The sequence below is a fragment of the Salmonella sp. SAL04157 genome (assembly GCF_046551635.1).
In the GTDB taxonomy this organism is placed as follows: domain Bacteria; phylum Pseudomonadota; class Gammaproteobacteria; order Enterobacterales; family Enterobacteriaceae; genus Salmonella; species Salmonella enterica.
The window spans coordinates 260,707-283,639 of record NZ_JBGDVS010000006.1; the positions used below are offsets into that span (position 1 = coordinate 260,707).

Annotated in this window: 19 protein-coding genes and 1 other annotated feature; of the genes, 7 read left to right on the plus strand and 12 right to left on the minus strand. The window is 54.0% G+C overall.

Translation table 11 applies throughout. The features are described 5' to 3' along the window. Positions 1-17: 17 nt before the first annotated feature. Positions 18-1,670, minus strand: a complete 1,653-nt coding sequence (gene ushA / locus ACLJRE_RS15380; RefSeq protein ID WP_001642907.1) for a bifunctional UDP-sugar hydrolase/5'-nucleotidase UshA — start codon at positions 1,668-1,670, stop codon at positions 18-20. A 172-nt stretch (positions 1,671-1,842) separates the two neighbouring features. Between ushA and ACLJRE_RS15385 the strand changes: the two genes are divergently transcribed. Beyond that, positions 1,843-3,063, plus strand: coding sequence for an MFS transporter (locus tag ACLJRE_RS15385; protein WP_001251593.1), 1,221 nt, complete (start codon positions 1,843-1,845; stop codon positions 3,061-3,063). Between the two features lie 214 nt (positions 3,064-3,277). Continuing rightward, positions 3,278-4,954: a YbaL family putative K(+) efflux transporter gene (ybaL, locus tag ACLJRE_RS15390; RefSeq protein WP_000546202.1), complete on the plus strand. Its 1,677-nt coding sequence runs from the start codon at positions 3,278-3,280 to the stop codon at positions 4,952-4,954. A gap of 48 nt (positions 4,955-5,002) precedes the next feature. Here the strand turns inward: ybaL and gsk are convergent, their stop codons facing one another. Beyond that, positions 5,003-6,307 (minus strand): inosine/guanosine kinase, encoded by a 1,305-nt coding sequence (gsk, locus tag ACLJRE_RS15395; RefSeq protein WP_000671592.1) that lies wholly within the window; start codon positions 6,305-6,307, stop codon positions 5,003-5,005. A gap of 152 nt (positions 6,308-6,459) precedes the next feature. On the opposite strand from gsk, the gene aes reads away from it, so the two are divergent. Then, positions 6,460-7,431 carry an acetyl esterase gene (aes, locus tag ACLJRE_RS15400; protein ID WP_023212903.1) on the plus strand — a complete coding sequence of 324 codons (972 nt, stop codon included), beginning with the start codon at positions 6,460-6,462 and terminating at the stop codon, positions 7,429-7,431. On the opposite strand, the gene hemH is transcribed toward aes, so the two are convergent. The 8 genes from hemH to ACLJRE_RS15440 form a co-directional block, all read right to left on the minus strand. Continuing rightward, on the minus strand, positions 7,428-8,390 hold the full coding sequence (gene hemH, locus ACLJRE_RS15405; protein ID WP_001250078.1) for a ferrochelatase: 963 nt from the start codon (positions 8,388-8,390) through the stop codon (positions 7,428-7,430). The two genes, aes and hemH, sit on opposite strands and share 4 nt — an antisense overlap. Before the next feature lie 227 nt (positions 8,391-8,617). Next, entirely contained in the window at positions 8,618-9,262 is a 645-nt protein-coding gene (gene adk, locus ACLJRE_RS15410) for an adenylate kinase (RefSeq protein WP_001220237.1), read from the minus strand. A gap of 299 nt (positions 9,263-9,561) precedes the next feature. Continuing rightward, positions 9,562-11,436 (minus strand): molecular chaperone HtpG, encoded by a 1,875-nt coding sequence (gene htpG, locus ACLJRE_RS15415; protein WP_001543201.1) that lies wholly within the window; start codon positions 11,434-11,436, stop codon positions 9,562-9,564. A 110-nt stretch (positions 11,437-11,546) separates the two neighbouring features. Then, entirely contained in the window at positions 11,547-12,152 is a 606-nt protein-coding gene (gene recR / locus ACLJRE_RS15420) for a recombination mediator RecR (RefSeq protein ID WP_001195023.1), read from the minus strand. Continuing rightward, positions 12,152-12,481, minus strand: a complete 330-nt coding sequence (locus ACLJRE_RS15425) for a YbaB/EbfC family nucleoid-associated protein (RefSeq protein ID WP_000467098.1) — start codon at positions 12,479-12,481, stop codon at positions 12,152-12,154. Before ACLJRE_RS15425 ends, recR begins: the two co-directional genes overlap by 1 nt. Positions 12,482-12,526: 45 nt before the next feature. Then, a complete protein-coding gene (gene dnaX / locus ACLJRE_RS15430) occupies positions 12,527-14,455 on the minus strand; it encodes a DNA polymerase III subunit gamma/tau (RefSeq protein WP_023212901.1) in 1,929 nt (642 codons plus the stop codon). Then, positions 13,130-13,194 (minus strand) — a sequence feature (DnaX frameshifting element). Its footprint overlaps the gene before it by 65 nt. A 113-nt stretch (positions 14,456-14,568) precedes the next feature. Further along, on the minus strand, positions 14,569-15,120 hold the full coding sequence (gene apt / locus ACLJRE_RS15435; protein WP_000127350.1) for an adenine phosphoribosyltransferase: 552 nt from the start codon (positions 15,118-15,120) through the stop codon (positions 14,569-14,571). A gap of 152 nt (positions 15,121-15,272) precedes the next feature. Further along, positions 15,273-15,650: a DUF454 family protein gene (locus ACLJRE_RS15440; RefSeq protein ID WP_001189860.1), complete on the minus strand. Its 378-nt coding sequence runs from the start codon at positions 15,648-15,650 to the stop codon at positions 15,273-15,275. Positions 15,651-15,718: 68 nt separating this feature from the next. Between ACLJRE_RS15440 and priC the strand changes: the two genes are divergently transcribed. From priC to ACLJRE_RS15455, 3 genes are all read left to right on the plus strand, one after another. Next, the gene (gene priC, locus ACLJRE_RS15445; RefSeq protein ID WP_023212900.1) at positions 15,719-16,246 is read left to right on the plus strand and encodes a primosomal replication protein N''; all 528 of its coding nucleotides are present in this window, start codon (positions 15,719-15,721) and stop codon (positions 16,244-16,246) included. A 13-nt stretch (positions 16,247-16,259) separates the two neighbouring features. Next, entirely contained in the window at positions 16,260-16,427 is a 168-nt protein-coding gene (rsmS, locus tag ACLJRE_RS15450) for a pleiotropic regulatory protein RsmS (RefSeq protein ID WP_000051161.1), read from the plus strand. A gap of 69 nt (positions 16,428-16,496) precedes the next feature. Continuing rightward, the gene (locus tag ACLJRE_RS15455) at positions 16,497-17,420 is read left to right on the plus strand and encodes an Rpn family recombination-promoting nuclease/putative transposase (protein ID WP_023207518.1); all 924 of its coding nucleotides are present in this window, start codon (positions 16,497-16,499) and stop codon (positions 17,418-17,420) included. 41 nt (positions 17,421-17,461) lie between these two features. Here ACLJRE_RS15455 and mscK read toward each other — a convergent pair whose 3' ends face one another. Together mscK and acrR are read right to left on the minus strand one after the other, a co-directional pair. Beyond that, positions 17,462-20,824: a mechanosensitive channel MscK gene (mscK, locus tag ACLJRE_RS15460; protein WP_000178238.1), complete on the minus strand. Its 3,363-nt coding sequence runs from the start codon at positions 20,822-20,824 to the stop codon at positions 17,462-17,464. Positions 20,825-20,942: 118 nt separating this feature from the next. Next, on the minus strand, positions 20,943-21,596 hold the full coding sequence (acrR, locus tag ACLJRE_RS15465; RefSeq protein WP_000101755.1) for a multidrug efflux transporter transcriptional repressor AcrR: 654 nt from the start codon (positions 21,594-21,596) through the stop codon (positions 20,943-20,945). A 141-nt stretch (positions 21,597-21,737) separates the two neighbouring features. Between acrR and acrA the strand changes: the two genes are divergently transcribed. Next, a complete protein-coding gene (gene acrA, locus ACLJRE_RS15470; protein WP_001039202.1) occupies positions 21,738-22,931 on the plus strand; it encodes a multidrug efflux RND transporter periplasmic adaptor subunit AcrA in 1,194 nt (397 codons plus the stop codon). The last annotated feature ends 2 nt before the right edge of the window (positions 22,932-22,933 follow it).

Below are 22,933 nucleotides of genomic sequence, written 5' to 3' on the forward strand. Positions count from 1 at the left end.
AATGGCTATCCGTACCGCTACAGCCAGCTCACCTCACCCTTTGGCGTAAACGCCGCCGCATCCAGCGGTGAATTTTGCTGAATAAACTCTTTCAGCACTTCCGCGTCAATAAACCCGGTATTCACGTATCCCGGTTTGTTATCGATGCGCGGATAACCATCGCCGCCCGTGGCGTTGAAACTCAGCGTCGCCATGCGGTAGGTTTTGGCCGGATCAACAGGCTCGCCTTTGATTTTCAGATCGGTGAGCTTGCCCTCTTTGGCGACAAAGCTCACATTGGCGAACTGTGGATAAGCGCCGGAGTCCGGTTTCATCTGCGCTACGGCGGTGAGATAATCAACCACCTCTTTGCCACTCATATCGGCATACACCACAATGTTGCCGAACGGCTGTACCTTGAGCACGCTTTTATAGGTAATATCTCCCGCCTCAATCGAGTCGCGAATACCGCCGCCGCTCATCACGCCAAAATCGGCGCCGGTGCGCGCGATCTGCGCAGCCAGAATCACCCGTCCCATATTGGTCTGGACAAATCTGACCTTACTGCGATCGCCTTCAAGAAGGCCATTCACGCTACCAATTTTCACCTCCAGTTGCGCTTTACCTTTATTCTGGAACGGCGTTAATAACGAGAGCATTTGCGGATTTTCTGCGATTTCCGGCGTGTAAAGTACACGCTCGCTTTTCCCGTTATTCCAGGTCACTTTTTTCTTGAGATTTACCGGAATAAGCTGGTAGTTAACCATTTTCATCTCGCCGTTACGGAATTCGAAATCCGCGCGGCCCACATATTTACCCCACTCATGCGCCTGCACGATCCAGATACCATTTTGCTTATCCGGCGCGCAGGGCGTTCCCGGTACGTAATTCACCTGTTTTTTATTTTCCGACGCCATGCATACCGGGTCTTGTGAGTGACCGCCCACAATCATCGCCAGCGAACCGGCAGGCAGGCTACGCGCCATCTCAACGTCGCCCGGCGCGTTCGAACCGTGATCGCCGTTGTCATAATGTCCCATATGCGTGGTCGCGATAATCACGTCCGGTTTTTCATTCATATTAAGTTCCTGAATCACCACGTTTGCTTCTTCAGCAGGTTTACGAAACTCAATATCGGTGAAATATTCCGGGTTGCCTATTTTCGCCGTGTCATCGGTGGTTAAGCCAATTACCGCGATTTTTATATCCTGGCGTGTAAAAATAGCCCACGGCTTAAACAGACGCTCGCCGGTACTTTTTTGATAAATATTGGCGGAAAGAAAGGGAAACTTCGCCCACTTTTCCTGCTGGCGCAATACGGTGAGCGGGTTATCAAACTCATGATTACCGACGGCCATAGCGTCGTAGCCAATCAGATTCATCCCGCGGAAATCGGGCTCCGCATCCTGGAGATCGGATTCCGGCACCCCGGTATTAATGTCGCCGCCGGATAACAACAGGACGCTTCCCCCCTCTTGCGCCACCTCTTTACGGATACTGTCCACCAGCGTTTTTTGCGCCGCCAGACCATATTCGCCATATTCGCTGCGCCAGAAGTGACCGTGGTGATCGTTGGTATGCAGGATAGTAATTTTATAGGTTTTATCTTTTTCGTAAGCCTGTGCAGGCTGAGTCGTCAGCGCGAACGCCGCCAGTAACGCTAGCGCCACACCCCGTTTCAAAAATTTCATCTTTCTCTCCCTGACTCAATATCAACCGCAGAAATTACCTTTCCTTGCAATAATAGACAAATATGTTTTCAGAATTGAGACTTCCTTCAAACACATTTCACAGGTATGTTAGGCAAGTAATAATTACACATCCTACTATCTCCAACATCGCATAAAATTTAAGTGACTTTCTATGGCCATGAGTGAACCAACCCAGCCGTTAGCCGGCGCGCCCGCAGCGGCCGCTAAAGCACGTACTTCGTTTGGTATTTTGGGCGCGATCAGTCTTTCCCATCTGCTGAACGATATGATCCAGTCGCTAATCTTAGCCATTTATCCCCTGTTGCAGGCGGAGTTCTCGCTGACCTTCGTCCAGATAGGTTTGATCACCCTGACGTTCCAGCTCGCCTCATCGCTACTGCAACCGGTCGTCGGCTACTGGACGGATAAGTATCCCATGCCGTGGTCGCTGCCTGTCGGCATGTGTTTTACCCTGAGCGGGTTGGTACTGCTGGCAATGGCGGGAAGTTTTGGCGGCGTATTGCTCGCTGCGGCGCTGGTGGGTACCGGCTCGTCCGTTTTTCACCCGGAATCGTCCCGCGTGGCGCGCATGGCCTCCGGCGGACGTCATGGTCTGGCGCAGTCTATCTTCCAGGTCGGCGGAAACTTCGGCAGTTCATTGGGCCCGCTGCTGGCCGCCGTGATTATCGCGCCCTATGGCAAAGGGAATGTCGCCTGGTTTGTGCTGGCCGCGCTGCTGGCGATCGTGGTGCTGGCGCAGATCAGCCGCTGGTATGCAGCCCAGCACCGGATAGCGAAAGGCAAGCCAAAAGCGATAATCGCTAACCCGCTGCCGCGCAATAAGGTCGTGCTGGCGGTCAGCGTGTTATTGCTACTCATTTTCTCGAAATATTTTTATATGGCGAGCATCAGTAGCTACTACACCTTTTATCTGATGCAAAAATTCGGATTATCAATACAAAACGCGCAGCTCCATCTGTTTGCCTTCCTGTTTGCGGTGGCTGCCGGGACGGTAATCGGCGGGCCGGTGGGCGATAAAATCGGCAGAAAATATGTGATTTGGGGCTCTATTCTCGGCGTCGCGCCGTTTACCCTTGTTTTACCCTACGCCACGCTGTACTGGACGGGGATTTTAACGGTGATTATCGGCTTTATTCTCGCGTCGGCGTTTTCCGCCATTCTGGTGTATGCCCAGGAGCTGCTGCCAGGACGCATCGGTATGGTTTCCGGCCTGTTTTTCGGGTTTGCCTTCGGAATGGGAGGCTTGGGCGCAGCGGTGTTGGGGCTGATTGCCGACCATACCAGTATCTATTTAGTTTATAAAATCTGTGCTTTCCTGCCGCTTCTGGGGATACTGACCATATTCTTACCTGATAATCGACATAAAGCATGATTTTATGGCGGTTAAAGGTACGCTTTAACCGCCTGTACATCCTGATGCCATCTTGCTTTGTCCATCCCATACTTATCACTTTTACGTTCCGTGCTCTTTTTGCCTTCAGATCGTATCTTTTTATAAAACACAACCATTTTTTATAAACATCCTGATTGAAATTGTCATAAACTATTACCCGGAGTTTTGGAGTCCAGCAACCAAAGGAGACGGAATGCATCACGCTACCCCGCTTATCACCACCATTGTCGGCGGCCTTGTGCTCGCTTTTATTCTCGGCATGATTGCCAACAAATTGCGTATTTCTCCACTGGTGGGATATCTGTTAGCGGGCGTTCTGGCGGGACCTTTTACCCCTGGTTTTGTTGCGGATACCAAACTGGCGCCGGAGCTGGCGGAGCTCGGCGTGATTCTATTGATGTTCGGCGTCGGGCTGCATTTTTCGCTGAAGGATTTGATGGCGGTAAAGTCTATCGCCATTCCCGGCGCTGTCGCTCAGATAGCGGTGGCGACGCTGCTGGGTATGGCGCTTTCCGCCGTGCTGGGATGGTCATTAATGACCGGCATCGTTTTTGGGCTCTGTCTGTCTACCGCCAGTACCGTCGTCCTGCTGCGCGCGCTTGAGGAGCGACAACTCCTTGATAGCCAGCGCGGGCAAATCGCCATCGGCTGGCTGATTGTCGAAGATCTGGTGATGGTGCTGACGCTGGTCTTGCTGCCCGCCGTTGCCGGCATGGTGGAAAAAGGCGATGTCGGCATAGCCTCGCTGGCAGTCGATATGGGGATAACCATTGGTAAAGTGGTGGCGTTTATCGCCATCATGATGCTAGTCGGACGCCGCCTGGTGCCGTGGATTATGGCCCGCAGCGCCGCCACCGGCTCGCGCGAATTATTTACCCTTTCCGTACTGGCCCTGGCGTTAGGCATTGCGTTTGGCGCGGTAGAACTGTTTGACGTCTCTTTTGCGCTGGGCGCGTTCTTCGCTGGAATGGTGCTTAATGAGTCGGAACTGAGTCACCGGGCGGCGCACGATACGTTGCCGCTGCGCGACGCCTTTGCCGTCCTGTTTTTTGTTTCCGTCGGCATGTTGTTCGATCCGTTAGTCTTGATTCAACAGCCGCTGGCGGTGCTGGCGACGCTTGCTATTATCGTCTTTGGCAAATCGATCGCTGCATTTTTCCTGGTGCGTATGTTCGGCCACTCGCCGCGAACCGCGCTGACCATTGCCGCCAGCCTGGCGCAAATCGGCGAGTTCGCCTTTATTCTCGCCGGACTCGGCATGGCGCTCAACCTGCTGCCGCAAGCGGGACAGAACCTGGTGCTGGCAGGCGCTATTTTGTCGATTATGCTTAATCCCGTACTGTTTACCCTGCTGGAGAAGTATCTGGCGAAAACCGAAACGCTGGAAGAGCAAACTCTGGAAGAGGCTATCGAAGAAGAGAAGCAAATTCCGGTGGATATCTGTAATCATGCCCTGCTGGTGGGTTTTGGCCGCGTAGGCAGTCTGCTGGGAGAAAAATTACTGGCGGCGGGGATTCCGCTGGTGGTTATCGAAACGTCCCGTACCCGCGTGGATGAGCTGCGCGAACGCGGGATTCGCGCCGTGCTGGGCAACGCCGCTAACGAAGAAATCATGAATCTGGCGCATCTGGACTGCGCCCGCTGGCTGTTGTTGACCATCCCCAACGGTTACGAAGCCGGCGAGATTGTCGCCTCAGCGCGAGAAAAAAGTCCTGATATCGAGATAATCGCCCGCGCGCACTATGATGATGAAGTGAAATATATTACCGAGCGGGGAGCCAATCAGGTAGTGATGGGCGAGCGAGAAATTGCCCGGGCGATGTTGGAACTGCTTGAAACGCCGCCCGCAGGTGAAGTCGTCGCCAGTTAAGGGTTTGCCGGACGGCCCGATGCGCGCAGCGCCATCGGGCAAGACAGATTAGCGATCCCAGTACGACTCTTCCAGGCTGTCCTCACGCTCCGGCAGCCCGCGTGTCAGACGCGGAGAATGCTGGTTCAGTACCTGATAACTGACACGGTTAGCATATTTACACACCTGCGCCAGCGACGAATAGGTCAGCCAGGTGAATTTGTGCTTACTGGAGTTCGGTACGTTGCTACGATGGTAACTGTTCGCCGTAATATCGTGCAGCAGCGCCGCCAGCGCACCATCGCCCGCGCCGTTGGTGTTCATGATTTTTTCCGGCCCGCCCATATACGGCGCAATATGCGAATAAACGCGCAGCGGATTAATACAATCTTTATGGCGCATTGCCCGGCTAAATTCATACTGGTTAAATTCAGCAATAGCCCCTGGCAGCAGCGGATGCTGGGTTTTACGTTTTGCTTCCTCTTCGGTGAAGCCCGCCATATATAACCCTATCGGCCCGGCGGTGCATAACACCAGGTCGACCCAGTCCAGCGCCTTATCCGCCGCCAGCAGCGGGTCGTTTTCGCCGGTCAGCGCTTCCGCTTCTTCTTCGTTCATTGCCAGAATCGAGACATTCTCTTTGAGAAACGCCTGCCACCACTGCGGATTATCGGCGATCACAAATTTGGTGCCCAGCGTCATGACAACCGGCACGTTATGCTTTTTCGCGTATTCGATCGCTTTCATCGTCGCGTCAGGCATCGGTTCGCCAGGCTTACAGCGCACCAGATATGAGGTCAACACCAGCGCGGAAGCGCCAGCGATCACCGCTTCCGGAATACTTTCCGCCCGTAACTGATTCATATGGCCGGGGCTGATAGCGAAGGTACGCTCGCCGGATTCGCCAATCAGCGTGAAACAGCGGCCAATCGGGCCATCTACGGCTTGCAGATAATTCAGGTCGGTACGGCTGGAAGTATTACACAGGTAGCGATAAGCGTAGCTGCCAATCTCAATATTGCTGCACATCACGCCCAGTAACACCGAACGGTCATCCGCCAGTACCGAGTAATTATGCATCGTATTGCCTATGGTGCCGCCAGCAAACTGATGGGTGATCAGATTTTCCCGCGTCAGTTCCTGATACAGCTTCTCCGCCACCTCGTCTTCTATCACCAGAGAATGCCCGGCGCTTAATCCATAGCGTGTAATAAAATCGTCATCCACTTTCGCCTCAATATCCACCAACGTCTGGTCGATACCGACGACCCAGGAGGCGTTGGTTTCCTGTTCTGGCTGAATTTGTTGCAACAACGGGTCACGCGCATTGACGGGAAAATAGTGTTTGGATTTACGTTTACCGGGAAATTTCATGATTGTGCTTACGGATGAATAACGGAGCGCTGCATGGTAGCACATTCCCCCCGCTGCGCGCGACGGACGATGGCGTTTCAATATCGGACGACGAGATCGCAGTTTCTCCGGCCGCGTTTTTTACAATGGTTCACTTTCACAAGGAGCGTTTTATGAAGCCGGAAAATAAAATTCCCGTACTCACCCGACTGTCAGACGAAATGACAGCCGTCGTAAACTTCCAGCAACCAGACCTTCCTCCCTGGCCTGCCGATGGCGATATTGAGACCCAGCGTCAGTATTATCTTCTTGAGCGCCGTTTCTGGAATGCCGACGCGCCGTCCATGACCACCCGCACCTGCGTCGTCCCTACGCCTTATGGCGATGTAACAACCCGGCTCTACTCGCCGCAGCCGACCAGCCAGGCCACCTTATACTATCTGCACGGCGGCGGATTTATCCTCGGTAATCTGGATACGCATGACCGGATAATGCGTCTGCTGGCGCGTTATACCGGCTGCACCGTGATCGGTATTGATTATTCGCTGTCGCCGCAAGCGCGTTATCCGCAGGCCATCGAAGAAACCGTCGCGGTATGCAGCTACTTCTCTCAACATGCCGATGAATACTCGCTCAACGTGGAGAAAATCGGTTTCGCCGGGGATTCCGCAGGCGCCATGCTGGCGCTTGCCAGCGCGCTCTGGCTACGTGATAAGCACATTCGCTGCGGTAACGTTATCGCGATTCTGTTGTGGTATGGGCTGTATGGGTTGCAGGACTCGGTAAGCCGCCGTCTGTTCGGCGGCGCGTGGGACGGCCTGACGCGTGAAGATCTGGACATGTACGAAAAGGCCTATCTGCGTAACGAAGAAGATCGGGAATCGCCCTGGTATTGTCTGTTTAATAACGATCTCACGCGCGATGTGCCGCCCTGCTTTATTGCCAGCGCGGAGTTTGATCCGCTCATTGATGACAGCCGCTTGCTGCACCAGACATTACAGGCGCACCAGCAGCCCTGCGAATACAAAATGTATCCCGGCACACTGCACGCCTTTCTGCACTATTCGCGAATGATGACAATCGCCGACGATGCCTTGCAGGACGGCGCACGCTTCTTTATGGCGAGGATGAAGACGCCGCGTTAACGGTACGGCGCCGTGAGTTTCAGCATCATATCAATATGTTCCGGCGTCGCGTTCAGCGCCGGAATGTACGCATATTTTTTACCGCCCGCTTCAAGGAAGATCTCGCGATTCTGTTCCGCTATCTCTTCCAGCGTCTCCAGACAATCCGCGGCAAATCCCGGACACATGACCTGAATATGGCCAGTCCCCTTTTCACCCAACATTTTTAGCGTTTCATCGGTGTACGGCGTCAGCCACGGTTCACGGCCAAAGCGCGACTGGAACGTCATCATTACCTTTTCCGGCGGCAGTCCCAATGCGGAAACCAGTTCGCGCGTGGTATCGCGACAGCGCTGCGGGTAGTCATCGCCTTCATCCGCATAACGTTGTGGAATGCCGTGATAGGAGAGCAGAAGCACATCCGGCTCGCCGTGTCTGGCGAACGACTCACGCGCGCTTTTCGCCAGCGCATCGATATAAGCGCCGTCATCCGCGTAATCGCGAATAAATGAGATACCGGGAATACGACGTTTACGCGCCAGTATCCGCCCCAGTTCGTCCCAGACTGCGCCCACCGTTGAGCAAGAGTATTGCGGGTACAACGGCAGCACGACGATATGGTCGACGTCGCTTGCTAACAGTTCATCGACAGCGCTTTCCAGCGAGGGCGAACCGTAGCTCATCCCCAGCGCGACGGGCGTGTCTGGCAACCGCGCGGCCAGCGCCTGTTGCTGTTCGCGGCTATATACCATGAGCGGCGAACCGCCATCCATCCAGATAGATTGATAGAGTTTCGCGACGCGCGGCGAACGCAGCGGTAAAATAACGCCACGCAGCAGCGGCCACCACAGCAGACGAGGAGTATCCACCACGCGTCTGTCGCTTAAAAATTGTTTCAGGTAGCGCTTTACCGCTTCGGGAGTTGGGGCATCTGGCGTGCCAAGGTTAGCCAGCAGGATACCGGTTTTCGTCTGACGCATTGCCGCCTCTTATCTATTCAAATTGTTGATAATTGTAGCGGAAAAGTGATAAAGAAGAACTAATTGCTGCGAGAGGTAAGACGAGAATTTGCCGAATGGCGCTAACGATGCCAGTAGGCCGGATAAGGCGTTCAGGCCGCATCCGGCACCGATTGCCTGATGGCGTTACGCTTATCAGGCCTGCGGGATAATGGCAGGCCTGATAAGCGGTTCACTACGCGAAAAAATTAACCGAGGATTTTTTCCAGCGCTGCGCGCACGTCGGCAACGGCCTGCGTACCATCAACTTTAGCGTATTTGGTGTTGCCCGCTTCCGCTTCTTTCTGGTAGTAGCCAATCAGCGGCGCGGTCATCTGATGATATTCCACCAGACGTTTGCGAACGGTCTCTTCCTGATCGTCTTTACGGGTGGTCAGATCTTCGCCGGTGACGTCATCTTTGCCTTCCACTTTCGGCGGATTAAACTTTACGTGGTAAACGCGGCCAGAGGCGGCGTGTACGCGACGACCCACAATACGGTCAACGATCAGTTCGTCCGGTACGTCGAATTCCAGCACGTAATCCACCACAATACCCGCTTCTTTCATCGCGTCAGCCTGCGGGATCGTGCGCGGGAAACCGTCCAGCAGAAAACCGTTACGGCAGTCTTCCTGGGCGATACGCTCTTTAACCAGCGCAATCACCAGTTCATCGGTCACCAGTTTACCGGCGTCCATGATATCTTTCGCCTGTTTGCCCAACTCGGAGCCTGATTTCACTGCGGCGCGCAGCATATCGCCAGTGGAGATTTGCGGAATACCATATTTCTCCATGATGAACTGAGCCTGAGTTCCTTTACCCGCGCCCGGAGCGCCAAGCAGAATAATACGCATTACGAAAATCCCCTCAAAGGTTGTCGATATTTTTTAAAAAGCGCTAAACGATACCACCATCACGCATTTCGCTCAAGGAAGCCGCCTGATGCTGAAACGGTTAACGAAGAGAAATCCAGAAAAGAGAAGGCATTATAAAAAATGCCGGATAGCGCTGGCGCTTATCCGGCCTACAAACAGTACTCGCCCGTAGGCCGGATAAGATGCTTCGCGTCGCTATCCGGCAGTCACAAAACAGTACCCGTCCGTAGGCCGGATAAGATGCTTCGCGTCGCTATCCGGCAATCAGATGAGCGTTATCAGGACACCAGCAACTGGTTCATACGGCGGATAAACTGGTTCGGATCTTCCAGCGTACCGCGTTCAGCGAACAGCGCCTGATCCAGCAGCAGCTCGACCCACTCTTTAAACTGCGCTTCATCCTCGGTATCGGCAGTGCGTTTGACCAGCACATGATCCGGGTTGAGCTCAAAGATGTATTTCACTTCCGGCACGGACTGACCGGCCGCGGCGAACAGTTTCGCCATCTGGGTGCTCATTTCATCCGCATCGGTGGTGACAATCGCCGGCGTGTCGGTTAAACGATGCGTCAGACGCACCTCTTTCACGCGATCGCCCAGCAGGGTTTTGACACGCTCCACGAACGGCTCAAGCGCCTTTTCCGCTTCTTTCGCGTTTTCGTCGACTTCATCCGCCAGTTTTTCGATGGACTCATCGGCTTTAGCGACCGACTGGAATGCTTTACCGTCAAACTCGGTCAGGTAGTTCATCATCCACTCGTCGATGCGATCGGAGAGCAGCAGCACTTCGATGCCTTTCTTACGCAGCAGTTCCAGGTGCGGGCTGTTTTTCGCCGCCGCATAGCTGTCTGCGGTGATGTAGTAGATTTTTTCCTGCCCTTCTTTCATCCGGGAGACGTAATCTTCCAGCGACACGGTCTGGGCGGAAGAGTCGGTATAGGTGGAGGCAAAGCGCAACAGTTTGGCGATCGCTTCCTGGTTGGCGTGATCTTCCGCCGGGCCTTCTTTCAGCACCAGACCGAACTGTTTCCAGAAGGTTTGATATTTTTCCGCGTCGTCTTTCGCCAGTTTTTCCAGCATTTGCAGAACGCGTTTGGTCAGGGCGCTGCGCAGATTACGCGTTACCGTGCTGTCCTGCAGGATTTCACGGGAGACGTTCAACGGCAGGTCGTTAGAATCAATCAGGCCGCGCACGAAGCGCAGATAGTTCGGCATGAACTGCTCGGCATCGTCCATAATGAACACGCGCTGTACGTAAAGCTTCAGACCATGTTTGTGATCGCGGTTCCACAGATCCCACGGCGCCTGCGACGGGATATACAGCAGGCTAGTGTACTCCTGCTTACCTTCCACGCGGTTGTGGCTCCAGGTCAGCGGATCGGTGAAATCATGCGCGATGTGCTTGTAAAACTCGTTGTACTCGTCGTCTTTAATTTCCGACTTGTTACGGGTCCACAGCGCCTGGGCCTTGTTGATTTTCTCCCAGGAAATCACGGTTTCGCCGTCTTTTTCTTCCCGTTTTTCAATCTCTACCGGCAATGCGATGTGATCGGAATATTTACTGATAATCGAGCGTACGCGCCAGTCATCGAGGAATTCATCTTCGCCTTCACGCAGGTGTAAGGTGATTTCCGTACCACGGTCATTTTTGGTGATATCGGCAACGGTGTATTCGCCTTCGCCTGCCGATTCCCAGAACACGCCATTTTCCGGCTTGTCGCCTGCCGCACGAGTACGTACGGTCACTTTATCGGCCACAATAAACGCGGAATAGAAGCCTACGCCAAACTGACCGATGAGCTGGCTATCTTTCGCCTGATCGGACCCCATTGATTCGAGGAAAGATTTGGTGCCGGACTTGGCAATGGTGCCTAAGTGGTCAATCACCTCATCACGATTCATCCCCACGCCGTTATCGGCAATGGTCAACGTACGCTTATCTTTATCGAAAGAGACGCGCACACGCAGCTCGCCATCTCCTTCATACAGGTCCGGGTTTGACAGAGCGCGGAAACGCAGCTTGTCCGCCGCATCTGAGGCGTTAGAGATGAGTTCACGCAGGAAGATTTCTTTATTGGAATAAAGAGAATGGATCATCAGGTGCAGAAGCTGTTTAACTTCTGACTGAAAACCACGCGTTTCTTGTCCTTTCATGTGGATAGACCTCAACAATGCCATTTTTAATGGTAAAAATACGTTGAGGGTGAGATGGGGACAAGCGGGTGTGATTTCAAGCGGAGGCCGCGAATGCCGCCTCCGTTTGTTCAGAAAATAATCTTATGGCGTCCCGCCAGCGAGTGGGACAGCGTCGTACCGTCGACCATCTCCAGTTCGCCGCCAACCGGCACGCCGTGGGCGATACGACTGGCTTCGACGCCGGCCTCCGCGCACAGCTCGGCAATATAGTTCGCGGTAGCCTCCCCTTCAACCGTCGGGTTGGTCGCGAGGATCAGCTCGCTGATTTTTTCTGACGCCAGCCGCTGTTCCAGACGATCGAGACCGATATCATCCGGCCCGATGCCGTCCAGCGGCGACAGGTGGCCCATCAGCACGAAATACCGCCCGGAAAATTGCCCGGTCTGCTCAATGGCGTAGATATCCGCAGGACTCTCCACCACGCAAATCTGGCCGTTTTCCTGACGCCGCGGGTTCGAACAGATATTACAAACATCCTGCTCGGTAAAGGTGCGGCAGTCGGCGCAGTGGCCGATTTCCGACATCGCCCGGGTCAGCGCCTGCGCCAGGCGCATTCCGCCGCTGCGATCGCGCTGCAACAGGGTAAACGCCATCCGCTGCGCCGACTTAGGGCCGACGCCCGGAAGGCAGCGCAACGCTTCCATAAGCTGAGTTAACAGCGGACTGGTTTGCATCAGAATGGCATCTTAAAGCCTGGCGGCAGTTGCATACCGGAAGAGACGGAGGCCATCTTCTCTTTTTGCGTCTCTTCAATGCGGCGCGCCGCATCGTTGAAGGCCGCAGCGACCAGATCTTCCAGCATCTCTTTGTCATCTTCCAGCAGGCTTGGGTCTATTTCCACGCGGCGGCAGTTATGCGCGCCGTTGATGGTAACCTTCACCAGACCCGCGCCGGATTCGCCGGTCACTTCCAGCTGCGCAATCTCTTCCTGCATTTTCTGCATTTTTTCCTGCATCTGCTGGGCCTGTTTCATCAGATTGCCCAGACCGCCTTTTCCAAACATAAGCTCTCTCTCTTGATGGTTCACAATCGCAAGCCAGGCTTACGATCAAATGGGGCGGATACTCTCTTCATCCAGCTCGGCGTCGAAGAATCGACGCAGCGTCTGAATGTTATTATCCGCGATAATTGACTCACGCGCTTGCGCGAGTTTCTCTTCATAAATAGCCTGACGCCATTCCAGCGGCGTACGCACCGCGGGATTATCATCTTCAACGATGGTCAGTTCAACCGTCGTTCCCGTCAGATCGCTGAGCGCTTGCGCCAGCTTTTGCTGCGCGCCGCTGGAATTGAGGTGCCGCTGCGTCGAGCGCAGATGCAGACAAACCGCGTTGCCGTTCTGCTCCTTCCAGGCATTAAGCGCCACCTGCTCCACCAGCTTAGGCAAAGAAAGCTGGCTTACCTGCGCCGCCCACGGATCGCGCTCAATCGCTTCCGCCGCCAGTTTAGCCGCCAGCTCCGGCGTTTTTTCATGCTCCAGAGCTTTCTTAAGCGCTTTTGGCGTAGCCACCACTTCTTTGGTTTGTACTACCGGCGTGGTGGCCTTCCAGCGATAAGCCTCTTTCTTTACTGGCGCCGTTTCCAGCGCAGACGGCACCGGGCGCGCCTGTACGCGCTCCGAAACCGAGGCCAGCCGCTCCAGCGCAGAGTTATTCACCGGCCGCGCGCGGGATGCGGCTGCCGGTTCACTCTTTTTTGTTTTGGTTACTCCCTGCGCGCGCTGTAGCTGATTGCGCGCCGCCAGCACCTGACTGGTAGACGCCGGCAGCGGCGCTGGCGATGTCTGCGGCGCGGGCGCCGACTGCTGCTGCACCTGTGGCGGCGTCATTACCGCCGTTGGGGCCACGGGCGCAAAAGACTGCCGCGGCGTTTCAGGCTCCGGCAAGGGCATACGCGGGTGAAACGCCAGCGCACGCAGTAACGTCATTTCAACGCCCATCCGCCGGTCCGGCGCCCAGGGCAATTCTTTGCGACCAATCAACAACGTCTGATAGTAGAGCTGAAGATCGCCGGGAGGCACCGTCCGGGCAAGTTCGCGCATCCGTTGCTCGATAGCCGCCATATCGCTGCCTAACGCGGCAGGCGAAAGTTGCACCATCGCAATACGGTGCAGCAGGCTAAGCATTTCGACCAGCAGCGCTTCCCATTCAATACCGCGCGCCGCCGCCTCGTTGATAAGCGACATGACGCGTTCGCCGTTAGCGTCAACCACTGCCTCGACTAATGACAAAGCCTGGTCGTCGTCCAGCGTACCGAGCATGGCGCTTACCGCCTGCGTCGAAACCTGCCCGTCGCCGCTGGCGATCGCCTGGTCAGTCAGACTTAATGCATCGCGCAGGCTGCCGTCAGCCGCACGTGATAACAACTGCAACGCGCGGGGTTCGTGAGCGATATGTTCCTCATTGAGAATATGCTCAAGCTGATGGCGAATCTGTTCAACATCCAGAGCTTTGAGATGAAACTGTAGGCAGCGCGACAAAATGGTCACCGGCAGCTTCTGCGGATCGGTGGTCGCCAGTAAAAATTTCACATGCGCTGGCGGCTCTTCAAGCGTTTTAAGTAGCGCATTAAAGCTGTGGCGCGACAGCATGTGGACTTCATCGATCAGATAGACTTTAAAGCGACCGCGCGCAGGCGCGTACTGGACGTTATCCAGCAGGTCGCGGGTGTCTTCGACTTTGGTACGCGATGCGGCGTCAATCTCAATGAGATCGACAAAACGCCCCTGCTCAATTTCCCGACAGTTATCACAAACGCCGCACGGCGTCGCGGTAATACCGGTTTCGCAGTTCAGCCCCTTCGCCAGCAGCCGGGCGATAGAGGTTTTACCGACGCCGCGCGTGCCGGAAAAAAGATATGCGTGATGAATGCGCCCTAACGACAAGCCGTTCGCCAGTGCGGTCAGCACATGTTCCTGGCCGACGACGTCAGCAAAGGTTTGTGGGCGCCATTTTCTGGCTAAGACCTGATAACTCATTGGCAGGCTCTGAAACGCTGGAAGGTGGATTCATAGAAGGGTAATGCTAACACAACCTCGCCGATACAGCGAGGTTGTCTCTCTGGCTAAAATAGCAGTGCGGATAGCCTGAATCAATGCCCTGGAAACGGCACCAGGCTATAACAGGTAATCCCCTGCTTTTCCAGACGCTGCTCGCCGCCCAGATCGAACAAATTGATGATGAACGCCGCATCGGTGACTTTCCCGCCCAGACGACGGATCAGCTTCACGGTCGCCTCAATGGTGCCGCCAGTCGCCAGCAGATCATCCACGACCAGCACGTTGTCGCCAGGTTTAATCGCGTCGACATGGATTTCCAGCTGATCGGTGCCGTACTCTAATTCATAGGTCTCGGCAATAGTTTCACGCGGTAATTTGCGCGGTTTACGTACCGGAACAAAACCAACGCCCAGCCCAAGCGCAACCGGCGCGCCAAACAGGAAGCCACGCGCTTCGGTGCCGACCACTTTGGTGATACCCGCATTTTTATAACGCTCAACCAACAGTTCAATACTGAGCGCGTAGGCTTTCGGGTCTTCCAGTAAGCTGGTGACATCACGGAAAAGAATGCCCGGTTTCGGGTAATCCTGAATGCTTTTGATGCTGTTTTTGAGAAACTCAAGCTGCTGTGCAGTCGCGGTCATGGATATATGCCTGCTAAGTACGGTGTTACTCACGGCGCAATACTTTTCAGTCAGGGGTAACGCTCGGTTACTCTTTGACCGCCTGCGCCTGTGCTCGAAAACGGTCGAATTTACTGGCTGTGAACGACAATTGCAACAGCGATTCGTGTGCTTCAGCGCTTTTGTTGCTTTTCATCAATCACCGGTATCCGCCACATAAAAATCAGCAGGCAGGCCAAAATAACCAACAGCAGCACCCGCACCCACATCATATTCACCAGCCACAGCGAGATACCAAAGGTCAGCAATATCAACGCGATCGCTCGCGGTTTCGCTCCCGGCGGCATGGCCCGATAGCGCTGCCAGTGGCGCAGATAACCGCCAAACCATGAGCGGTATAACAACCAGGCATGGAAACGCGGCGACGAGCGGGCGAAACACCAGGCCGCCAGTAAAATGAACGGCGTTGTCGGCAACAGGGGCAAAACCACGCCCAATGTCCCTAATACTACCGCCAGCCAGCCAATGATGATTAAAATAGTACGTTGCATAATGCGAATCGTTATCAAACAGAAGGCTACTGTAGCACAGCCTGTCTTATTTTCATCGGGGTGTTGAATTGAAAACCGCTATGCTGTTACAGACGCTGAAAGAGAGGCTGGCGACGCTACGCCAACGCTGCGCGCCGCTGGCGCAACATGCGACGTTAAGCGCGCGCTTTGACCGACATCTTTTCCGTACCCGCAGTACTCTGTTGCAGGGATATCTGGAAGAGGCTGACGCCAATCTCGCCGCGTTGCGTCAGGCGGTAAAACATGAGCAACTGCCGCAAGTCGCCTGGCTGGCGGAACATCTGGCTTCGCAACTGGAGGCGATATCGCGTGAAACCGCCGCCTGGTCGCTGCGCCAGTGGGACACCGCAGCGCCAGGGCTTGGCCGTTGGCAGCGCAGACGAATACAGCATCAGGAGTTTGAACGTCGACTACTGGCGATGACACAGGAGCGCAAAATTCGTCTGGCGCAGGCGACCAGCCTTGTCGAACAACAAACGCTGCAAAAGGAAGTCGAGATCTATGAAGGACGGCTGGCGCGCTGCCGACATGCGCTGGAGAAAATAGAAAACGTACTGGCGCGTTTAACCCGTTAATCCTGGAGAAAGTATGTCGCTTGAAAATGCCCCTGATGAAGTCAAACTGGCCGTGGATTTAATTGTGCTGCTTGAAGAGAATCGCTTACCGGCACGAACGGTGCTACGCGCGCTGGAAATAGTTATGCGTGATTATGAAAACAAGTTAAAAAGTACGGAAGACGACTCGCAAACAGAGTAATTGCCCTCTGGTTTGTCCTCGTTGTCGCTGACAGAGTGGTCGCTACAGTCAGGCAACAAGGGACGGGTCATGGAACGTCTACCCACCACGCCGCACGATGCGGTATTTCGACAGATGCTGATGCAAAAAGAGGTCGCCCGCGACTTTCTGGCTCTCCACATGCCAGAAGACTTTCTTGCAATCTGCGATCTGGATTCACTGAAGCTGGAGTCAGGGAGTTTTGTTGAAGACAATTTACGCAGCCGCTATTCAGATATCCTCTACTCTCTGCATACCCAACACGGCCCCGGGTATGTTTACGCGCTCATTGAACATCAGAGCAAATCAGACCGGCTGATGGCTTTTCGCCTGATGCGTTACGCCATTGCCGCCATGCAGCGTCATCTGGATGCCGGTCATGATACCTTGCCGCTGGTGGTACCAATCCTCTTTTATCACGGTCCGGAAAGCCCGTGGCCCTATAGCCTTAACTGGCATAATATGTTTGTGAAACCGGATATGGCGAAGGCCTTATACAGCTGCGAATTTGCGCTGGTCGACCTGACGATAATGCCGGATAATCAGCTTTTGCAGCATCGGCGGATAGCGATGTTAGAGCTCCTGCAAAAACATATTCGTCAACGCGATTTAAGCGAACTGCTCGACCCCCTTATCACGCTTTTAACGCAGGATCATTTGACGGACACACAGCTCAGTGTGCTGATCAACTATATGTTGAAAGCAGGAAACGCCGCAGAACCCGGGGCGCTGATTCGTCAACTGGCGCAGGGCGCGCCGCAGTATAAGGAACAACTGATGACAATAGCGGAATGGCTGGAAGAAAAAGGCCGAACGGAAGGGTTGCAAAAAGGCCTTGAGCAAGGGTTAGCACAAGGCCGTGAGGCCGAAGCGCGCGCTATTGCCCGCAAAATGCTTGCCAACGGGCTGGAACCCGGGCTCATCGCCAGCGTCACCGGCATTACGCCGGAAGAGCTTTCTACGCTTTCTCATTAGCGGCGCCGCGCGCACTCATAAAGCGCGCAGCCCACCGCCTTTTAGCTTGCCGTAGGCGCCAGATCGCCGCCGTTGAGATCGCGCTTCACTTCAGTGACTTCGTCGCCCTTCGCGTTATGCAGATGCACCTCAAGCTGGTTAAAGGCGATATTGATATCATTTTCACGGCACAGTCGATCGATCGCGCGGTTCAGTTCATCCACCGTATGGCTACGATCGCGCAATTCACGCACGTATAAACGCAGTTCATGATCCAGAGTGCTGGCGCCAAAGGTGGTGAAGAATACGGCAGGTTCCGGATCGTGCATCACCTTCGGATGCTCCATCGCCGCCTGTAGCAGGACTCTTTTCACTTTCTCCAGATCCGAGCCATAAGCCACGCCAAGCCGGATCACCAGACGGGTCGTGGTATCGGAGAGGGACCAGTTAATCAGCCGCTCCGTCACGAACGCTTTGTTCGGAATGATCACTTCTTTACGATCAAAATCGGTAATAGTGGTAGCGCGAATACGAATCTTACTGACCGTGCCGGAGTAGGTGCCGATCGTTACCGTATCGCCAATGCGTACCGGACGTTCGAAGAGGATGATTAAACCCGAGACAAAGTTACCGAAGATCTCCTGTAGCCCAAAACCGAGACCCACCGACAACGCCGCCGCCAGCCACTGGAGTTTATCCCACGAGACGCCGAGCGATCCGAATACTGTCATCGCGCCAACAGCGATAATGACGTAGTTAAGGATCGTGGTGATCGCATACGAAGCCCCCTGGCGCATATTCAGGCGTGAAAGCACCAGCACTTCCAGCAGGCCGGGTAAGTTGCGGATGAGCGCCCAGGCCACCATCGCGGCAATAATGGCGAATAGCAAGCTGCCCATCGTCACGCTTTTCACCACCGCAGCGCCAGCTTCGGAGCCGTTGTAGTGCCACAGCGTGATGCTATCAAGATAGCTGAATACGGTGATCAAATCGGACCAAATCGCCCAGAACATAACGCCGAACAGGGCAAGCATTAGCAGCATCGTGATACGTAATGTTTGCTGGTTAATCTGCTCCAACGCGATGGCGGGTTCTTCCTGTGGCTCCGCGCCTTCCGCTCCCTCTTTTACCAGGTTCTGACGACGAGCCAGCGCGCGTCGCCAGGCAATCCGGCGCGCCGCTACGCTTAACCCGCGCAGCACCGTTTGATAAAGCAGGTTCCAGATAATGACCAGATAGACGGTTTCAATCCAGCGTCCCGCCAGGCGCAGCGTGGTATAGAAATAGCCGGTCGCCGTTAATACCATTAACGCCACCGGAATAATGGAAAGAATCGTCACGGTCACCAGTCGAATGCCGTGAGATTCTTTATCGCGCCAGCTTTCCCGGCACAGTGGCCACACCAGCAATGTTATGACCAGCAGATTGAGGAAAATAACCGCCTGCCCCAGCACGTCATCCATCAGATTCAGCGGCGACAACTCCGCCACCACAGACCAAAAGTGCAGCGGCAGCAATGCGAGGCTAATGCGTACAATCTGGCGACGCCAGTGGCTGGTCAACTGCGCCGGCATACCAAAATGGCGTATCGCCACGCCCTCTTTTTCCAGCACCTTCCAGCACAGTCCAAAGACCAGCCAGAACATCGCGAGCTTTTTACTAAAGGCCCAGAGCAGATCGCTGATATTTAGCTGCATGGTCAGCAGGATCAGTCCAAGCGCGAGGATAATCAGGCACACCGGCAGCGCGCGGATCAGATCGATCAGAATAGCTTTTGGCGTATTGAGCTGACTATCGTTACGCAGCGATCCCACGGCGGCGGCCAGCTTCTGTTGATACGCTTTTAACCATTTCAGACGCCAGCGGATTAAACCGGCGATGAGCAAGAGCGGCAACCCGGCCAAAAAAGCAATAAATACCGCGGGCCAGGCTTTTTGCCAATTCACCGTGATTTTCATGGCGCTGAATTGCTCTTTTAACGTTTGGGGGAACGCTTTAAGCCAGTCCCAGTCCATAGGGCGGTTACTGTTCACCCAAAAAATCTGCTGCGTCAGAATGGCTTTCAGATTTTTCGAGACGCTCATCAACTGCTGCTGGTTAACTTGCAGGTTAATCGCCATCATCAGCTGGTTACCCAACTGTTTATTTAGCTGATCCAATAGCTCACGGCGCATCTCCACCACCTGAAGCAACGCATCATGAACTTCATCATTCACCTCGCTGGTATGCCCCTCCTCCAGCTTGTCGACAAAGGCATCGCTTTGGAATAAGGCATCACGCTGCTGGTTGATTTCAAACTGCTCCAGACGCAAATCCGCAATGCGGTTGGTCATATCTTCGAGTTCGTCGGCGGAGGGCAGGGTTTGCTGCTGTTGATAAAGAATACGCGACAGCAACAGGCTGCCTTTTAAGACGGCAATCTGTTCTTTGATATTTCTTTCCGACTGCAGCGCGCGATCGAGCCAGTTTTTCACTTTAATGTTTTGCTGCATCAACATATTGCCGTTTTCGGTCGCGACAATCAGACGCTGGCTGAGTTGATGGTTAATATCCAGTTCCTGTTTTACCAGCGGGTTCGCCTGGATACGCGCCGTTTCGTCCGGCGAAATGGCCTCCTGGGCCGTTTTTTCCGTTAGCGTAAGTCGTTTACTGTTGACCGCCTCCTGTAAAAGTTGAAGCTGATGTTCAAGGCGATTACTGTTGGCCGTCACGTAATCGCGCTGTTTTTGCAGGGTGTCCTGCAAAACGGTATTCCCTTCAAGACTCTTACGTTGCTGGTCGATCTGCGCATTAAGCAGCGCCTGTTTTGCCTGTAATAACACCTGTTGGCTGGGGCGAAGCGCGGCTTCCCCGACGTTATTGCCGTCCAGACGGTTACGGATTTGCTGTATTTGCTGCGAGGCGGTATACATGGCGTTTTGCACGCGCTCAGGCTGGGTCTGTAGCGAAACAAGCTGGCTGTTATAAGCGGCAAGATCGTTTTGCGAATTTTGCAAATCATCCAGTACCTGCGCCACGCGCAGCTCAAGCTGACGTAGCGAAAGCGCACTCAGCGTTTTTCGCATTTCATCATCATTATCGACGTCGCTCAGCGCATTCAACGCAGCCGTCGCCTGACGCATTTTTTCAGGCGCCTGCGCCACCTTCTGCCGTAGCTGTACGGTCTCCTCTTTCACCCGCTCGATTTTCTCCAGCGTAGCTAACGTATCAATAAGGTCCTGCTGGACGAGCTTATCCTGGGCGGAGAGATCTTTTTGCTTATTCAGCGTATCCAGCTGGTTTTGCACATCCGCTTTTGACGGCAGGTCGCCATTCGTTTGCCCCCGGGCAAATGCCAGAGACTGACAGGACAGCAGGATAATAAGGACGCTAATTGTAATAAAAACAAAATGCTGTGAACGTTTATAAAGCTGCAACATAGTCATGAGAATGAAGTGTCTGAACCGGCAAGCAGACCGGAAATAATTGAGTCGCAAGAATATCACGCCTGTAACAAACAGAATAGCGACACAGAAAATGTCCAGGAGTTTTCCTGGAATATTATCAGGGGGAGCCGTTGACCGTCGACGCGCGCAGCGTCGGACACAATTGATACATCTCCAGCAGGATCGTGACGTAGGCGCGAGCTTCTTTTTTTAAATCAAACGATTGCGGAGCAAATAACCAGTTTTCCATGAGCCCTGAAATAAAGCTGCGCATCAGTATCGCCGCACGACGGGTCAGCAGATTTTCAGGCAGCATTTTAGCATTAATACAATGTTTTAACGTTTGTTCAATCCGATCGTAACTTTCCAGACAAAGGCTACGTTGCGCCTGTTGAACCACAACCATTTCTCCGACAAACTCACATTTATGGAATATAATCTCCATCAATAAGCGGCGTCGTTCTTCTGTTACAGTAGCTTCAAGAATATGGACTAAAATTTCTCTTAATACAGATAGTGGATCGTCGGGGAATTTTGCCTGATACTCAATCTCAAGCTCACCAATATTGGATTCTGATAGCTCCCAGATCTCACTGAATAAATCCGACTTATTTTTGAAATGCCAATAGATTGCGCCGCGCGTCACGCCAGCAGCGTTCGCAATCTCCGCCAGCGAGGTTGCCGATACGCCTTGCTGCGAGAACAAACGCAGGGCCACATCCAGGATGTGTTGTCGTGTCTCCAGCGCTTGTTGTTTGGTTTTTCGTGCCATATGTCGGTGAATTTACAGGCGTTAGATTTACATACATTTATGGATGTATGTACCATAGCACGACGATAATATAAACGCAGCAATGGGTTTAAGGACCTTTGACCATTGACCAATTTGAAATCGGACACTCGAGGTTTACATATGAACAAAAACAGAGGGTTAACGCCTCTGGCGGTCGTTCTGATGCTCTCAGGCAGCTTAGCGCTAACAGGATGTGACGACAAACAGGACCAGCAAGGCGGCCAGCAGATGCCAGAAGTTGGAGTTGTCACACTAAAAACGGAACCACTGCAAATCACAACTGAACTTCCGGGTCGTACCGTTGCTTACCGTATCGCCGAAGTTCGCCCACAGGTAAGCGGCATTATCCTGAAGCGTAATTTCGTTGAGGGAAGTGATATCGAAGCGGGAGTCTCTCTCTATCAGATTGATCCTGCGACCTACCAGGCGACTTACGACAGCGCTAAGGGCGATCTGGCAAAAGCGCAGGCCGCCGCGAATATCGCTGAACTGACGGTGAAGCGTTATCAAAAGCTGCTGGGTACGCAGTACATCAGTAAGCAGGAATACGATCAGGCGCTGGCTGACGCGCAACAAGCGACTGCCGCCGTTGTCGCAGCAAAAGCCGCCGTTGAAACCGCACGTATCAACCTGGCGTATACCAAAGTCACCTCGCCGATTAGCGGTCGTATTGGTAAGTCATCCGTAACGGAAGGCGCGCTGGTACAGAACGGTCAGGCGTCGGCGCTGGCGACAGTGCAGCAGTTGGACCCTATTTATGTCGATGTGACCCAGTCCAGCAATGATTTCCTGCGCCTGAAGCAGGAGCTGGCAAATGGTTCGCTGAAGCAGGAAAACGGCAAAGCGAAGGTCGATCTGGTGACCAGCGACGGTATCAAATTCCCGCAGTCCGGTACGCTTGAATTCTCCGACGTGACCGTTGACCAAACCACCGGGTCTATTACTTTGCGCGCCATCTTCCCTAACCCGGATCACACCTTATTGCCAGGAATGTTCGTTCGCGCACGTCTGCAGGAAGGGACAAAACCGACGGCATTACTGGTTCCACAACAGGGCGTTACCCGTACTCCACGCGGCGATGCCACGGTGCTGGTGGTTGGCGCTGATAACAAAGTGGAAACCCGCCAAATCGTCGCAAGCCAGGCGATCGGCGATAAGTGGCTGGTGACTGACGGGTTGAAAGCGGGCGACCGCGTAGTCGTCAGCGGGCTGCAAAAAGTACGTCCTGGCGCACAGGTTAAAGTGCAGGAAATTACCGCGGATAACAAACAGCAAGCCGCAAGCGGTGATCAACCTGCTCAGCCCAGGTCTTAACT

Bases quoted from the DNA above. Each gene is read 5' to 3' on its own strand.
- hemH (WP_001250078.1), bottom strand. From the start codon at position 8,390: ATGCGTCAGACGAAAACCGGTATCCTGCTGGCTAACCTTGGCACGCCA.
- ACLJRE_RS15425 (WP_000467098.1), bottom strand. From the start codon at position 12,481: ATGTTTGGAAAAGGCGGTCTGGGCAATCTGATGAAACAGGCCCAGCAG.
- acrA (WP_001039202.1), top strand. From the start codon at position 21,738: ATGAACAAAAACAGAGGGTTAACGCCTCTGGCGGTCGTTCTGATGCTC.
- adk (WP_001220237.1), bottom strand. From the start codon at position 9,262: ATGCGTATTATTCTGCTTGGCGCTCCGGGCGCGGGTAAAGGAACTCAG.
- rsmS (WP_000051161.1), top strand. From the start codon at position 16,260: ATGTCGCTTGAAAATGCCCCTGATGAAGTCAAACTGGCCGTGGATTTA.
- ushA (WP_001642907.1), bottom strand. From the start codon at position 1,670: ATGAAATTTTTGAAACGGGGTGTGGCGCTAGCGTTACTGGCGGCGTTC.
- aes (WP_023212903.1), top strand. From the start codon at position 6,460: ATGAAGCCGGAAAATAAAATTCCCGTACTCACCCGACTGTCAGACGAA.
- ybaL (WP_000546202.1), top strand. From the start codon at position 3,278: ATGCATCACGCTACCCCGCTTATCACCACCATTGTCGGCGGCCTTGTG.
- htpG (WP_001543201.1), bottom strand. From the start codon at position 11,436: ATGAAAGGACAAGAAACGCGTGGTTTTCAGTCAGAAGTTAAACAGCTT.
- mscK (WP_000178238.1), bottom strand. From the start codon at position 20,824: ATGACTATGTTGCAGCTTTATAAACGTTCACAGCATTTTGTTTTTATT.
- acrR (WP_000101755.1), bottom strand. From the start codon at position 21,596: ATGGCACGAAAAACCAAACAACAAGCGCTGGAGACACGACAACACATC.
- ACLJRE_RS15455 (WP_023207518.1), top strand. From the start codon at position 16,497: ATGGAACGTCTACCCACCACGCCGCACGATGCGGTATTTCGACAGATG.
- ACLJRE_RS15385 (WP_001251593.1), top strand. From the start codon at position 1,843: ATGGCCATGAGTGAACCAACCCAGCCGTTAGCCGGCGCGCCCGCAGCG.
- recR (WP_001195023.1), bottom strand. From the start codon at position 12,152: ATGCAAACCAGTCCGCTGTTAACTCAGCTTATGGAAGCGTTGCGCTGC.
- ACLJRE_RS15440 (WP_001189860.1), bottom strand. From the start codon at position 15,650: ATGCAACGTACTATTTTAATCATCATTGGCTGGCTGGCGGTAGTATTA.
- dnaX (WP_023212901.1), bottom strand. From the start codon at position 14,455: ATGAGTTATCAGGTCTTAGCCAGAAAATGGCGCCCACAAACCTTTGCT.
- gsk (WP_000671592.1), bottom strand. From the start codon at position 6,307: ATGAAATTTCCCGGTAAACGTAAATCCAAACACTATTTTCCCGTCAAT.
- apt (WP_000127350.1), bottom strand. From the start codon at position 15,120: ATGACCGCGACTGCACAGCAGCTTGAGTTTCTCAAAAACAGCATCAAA.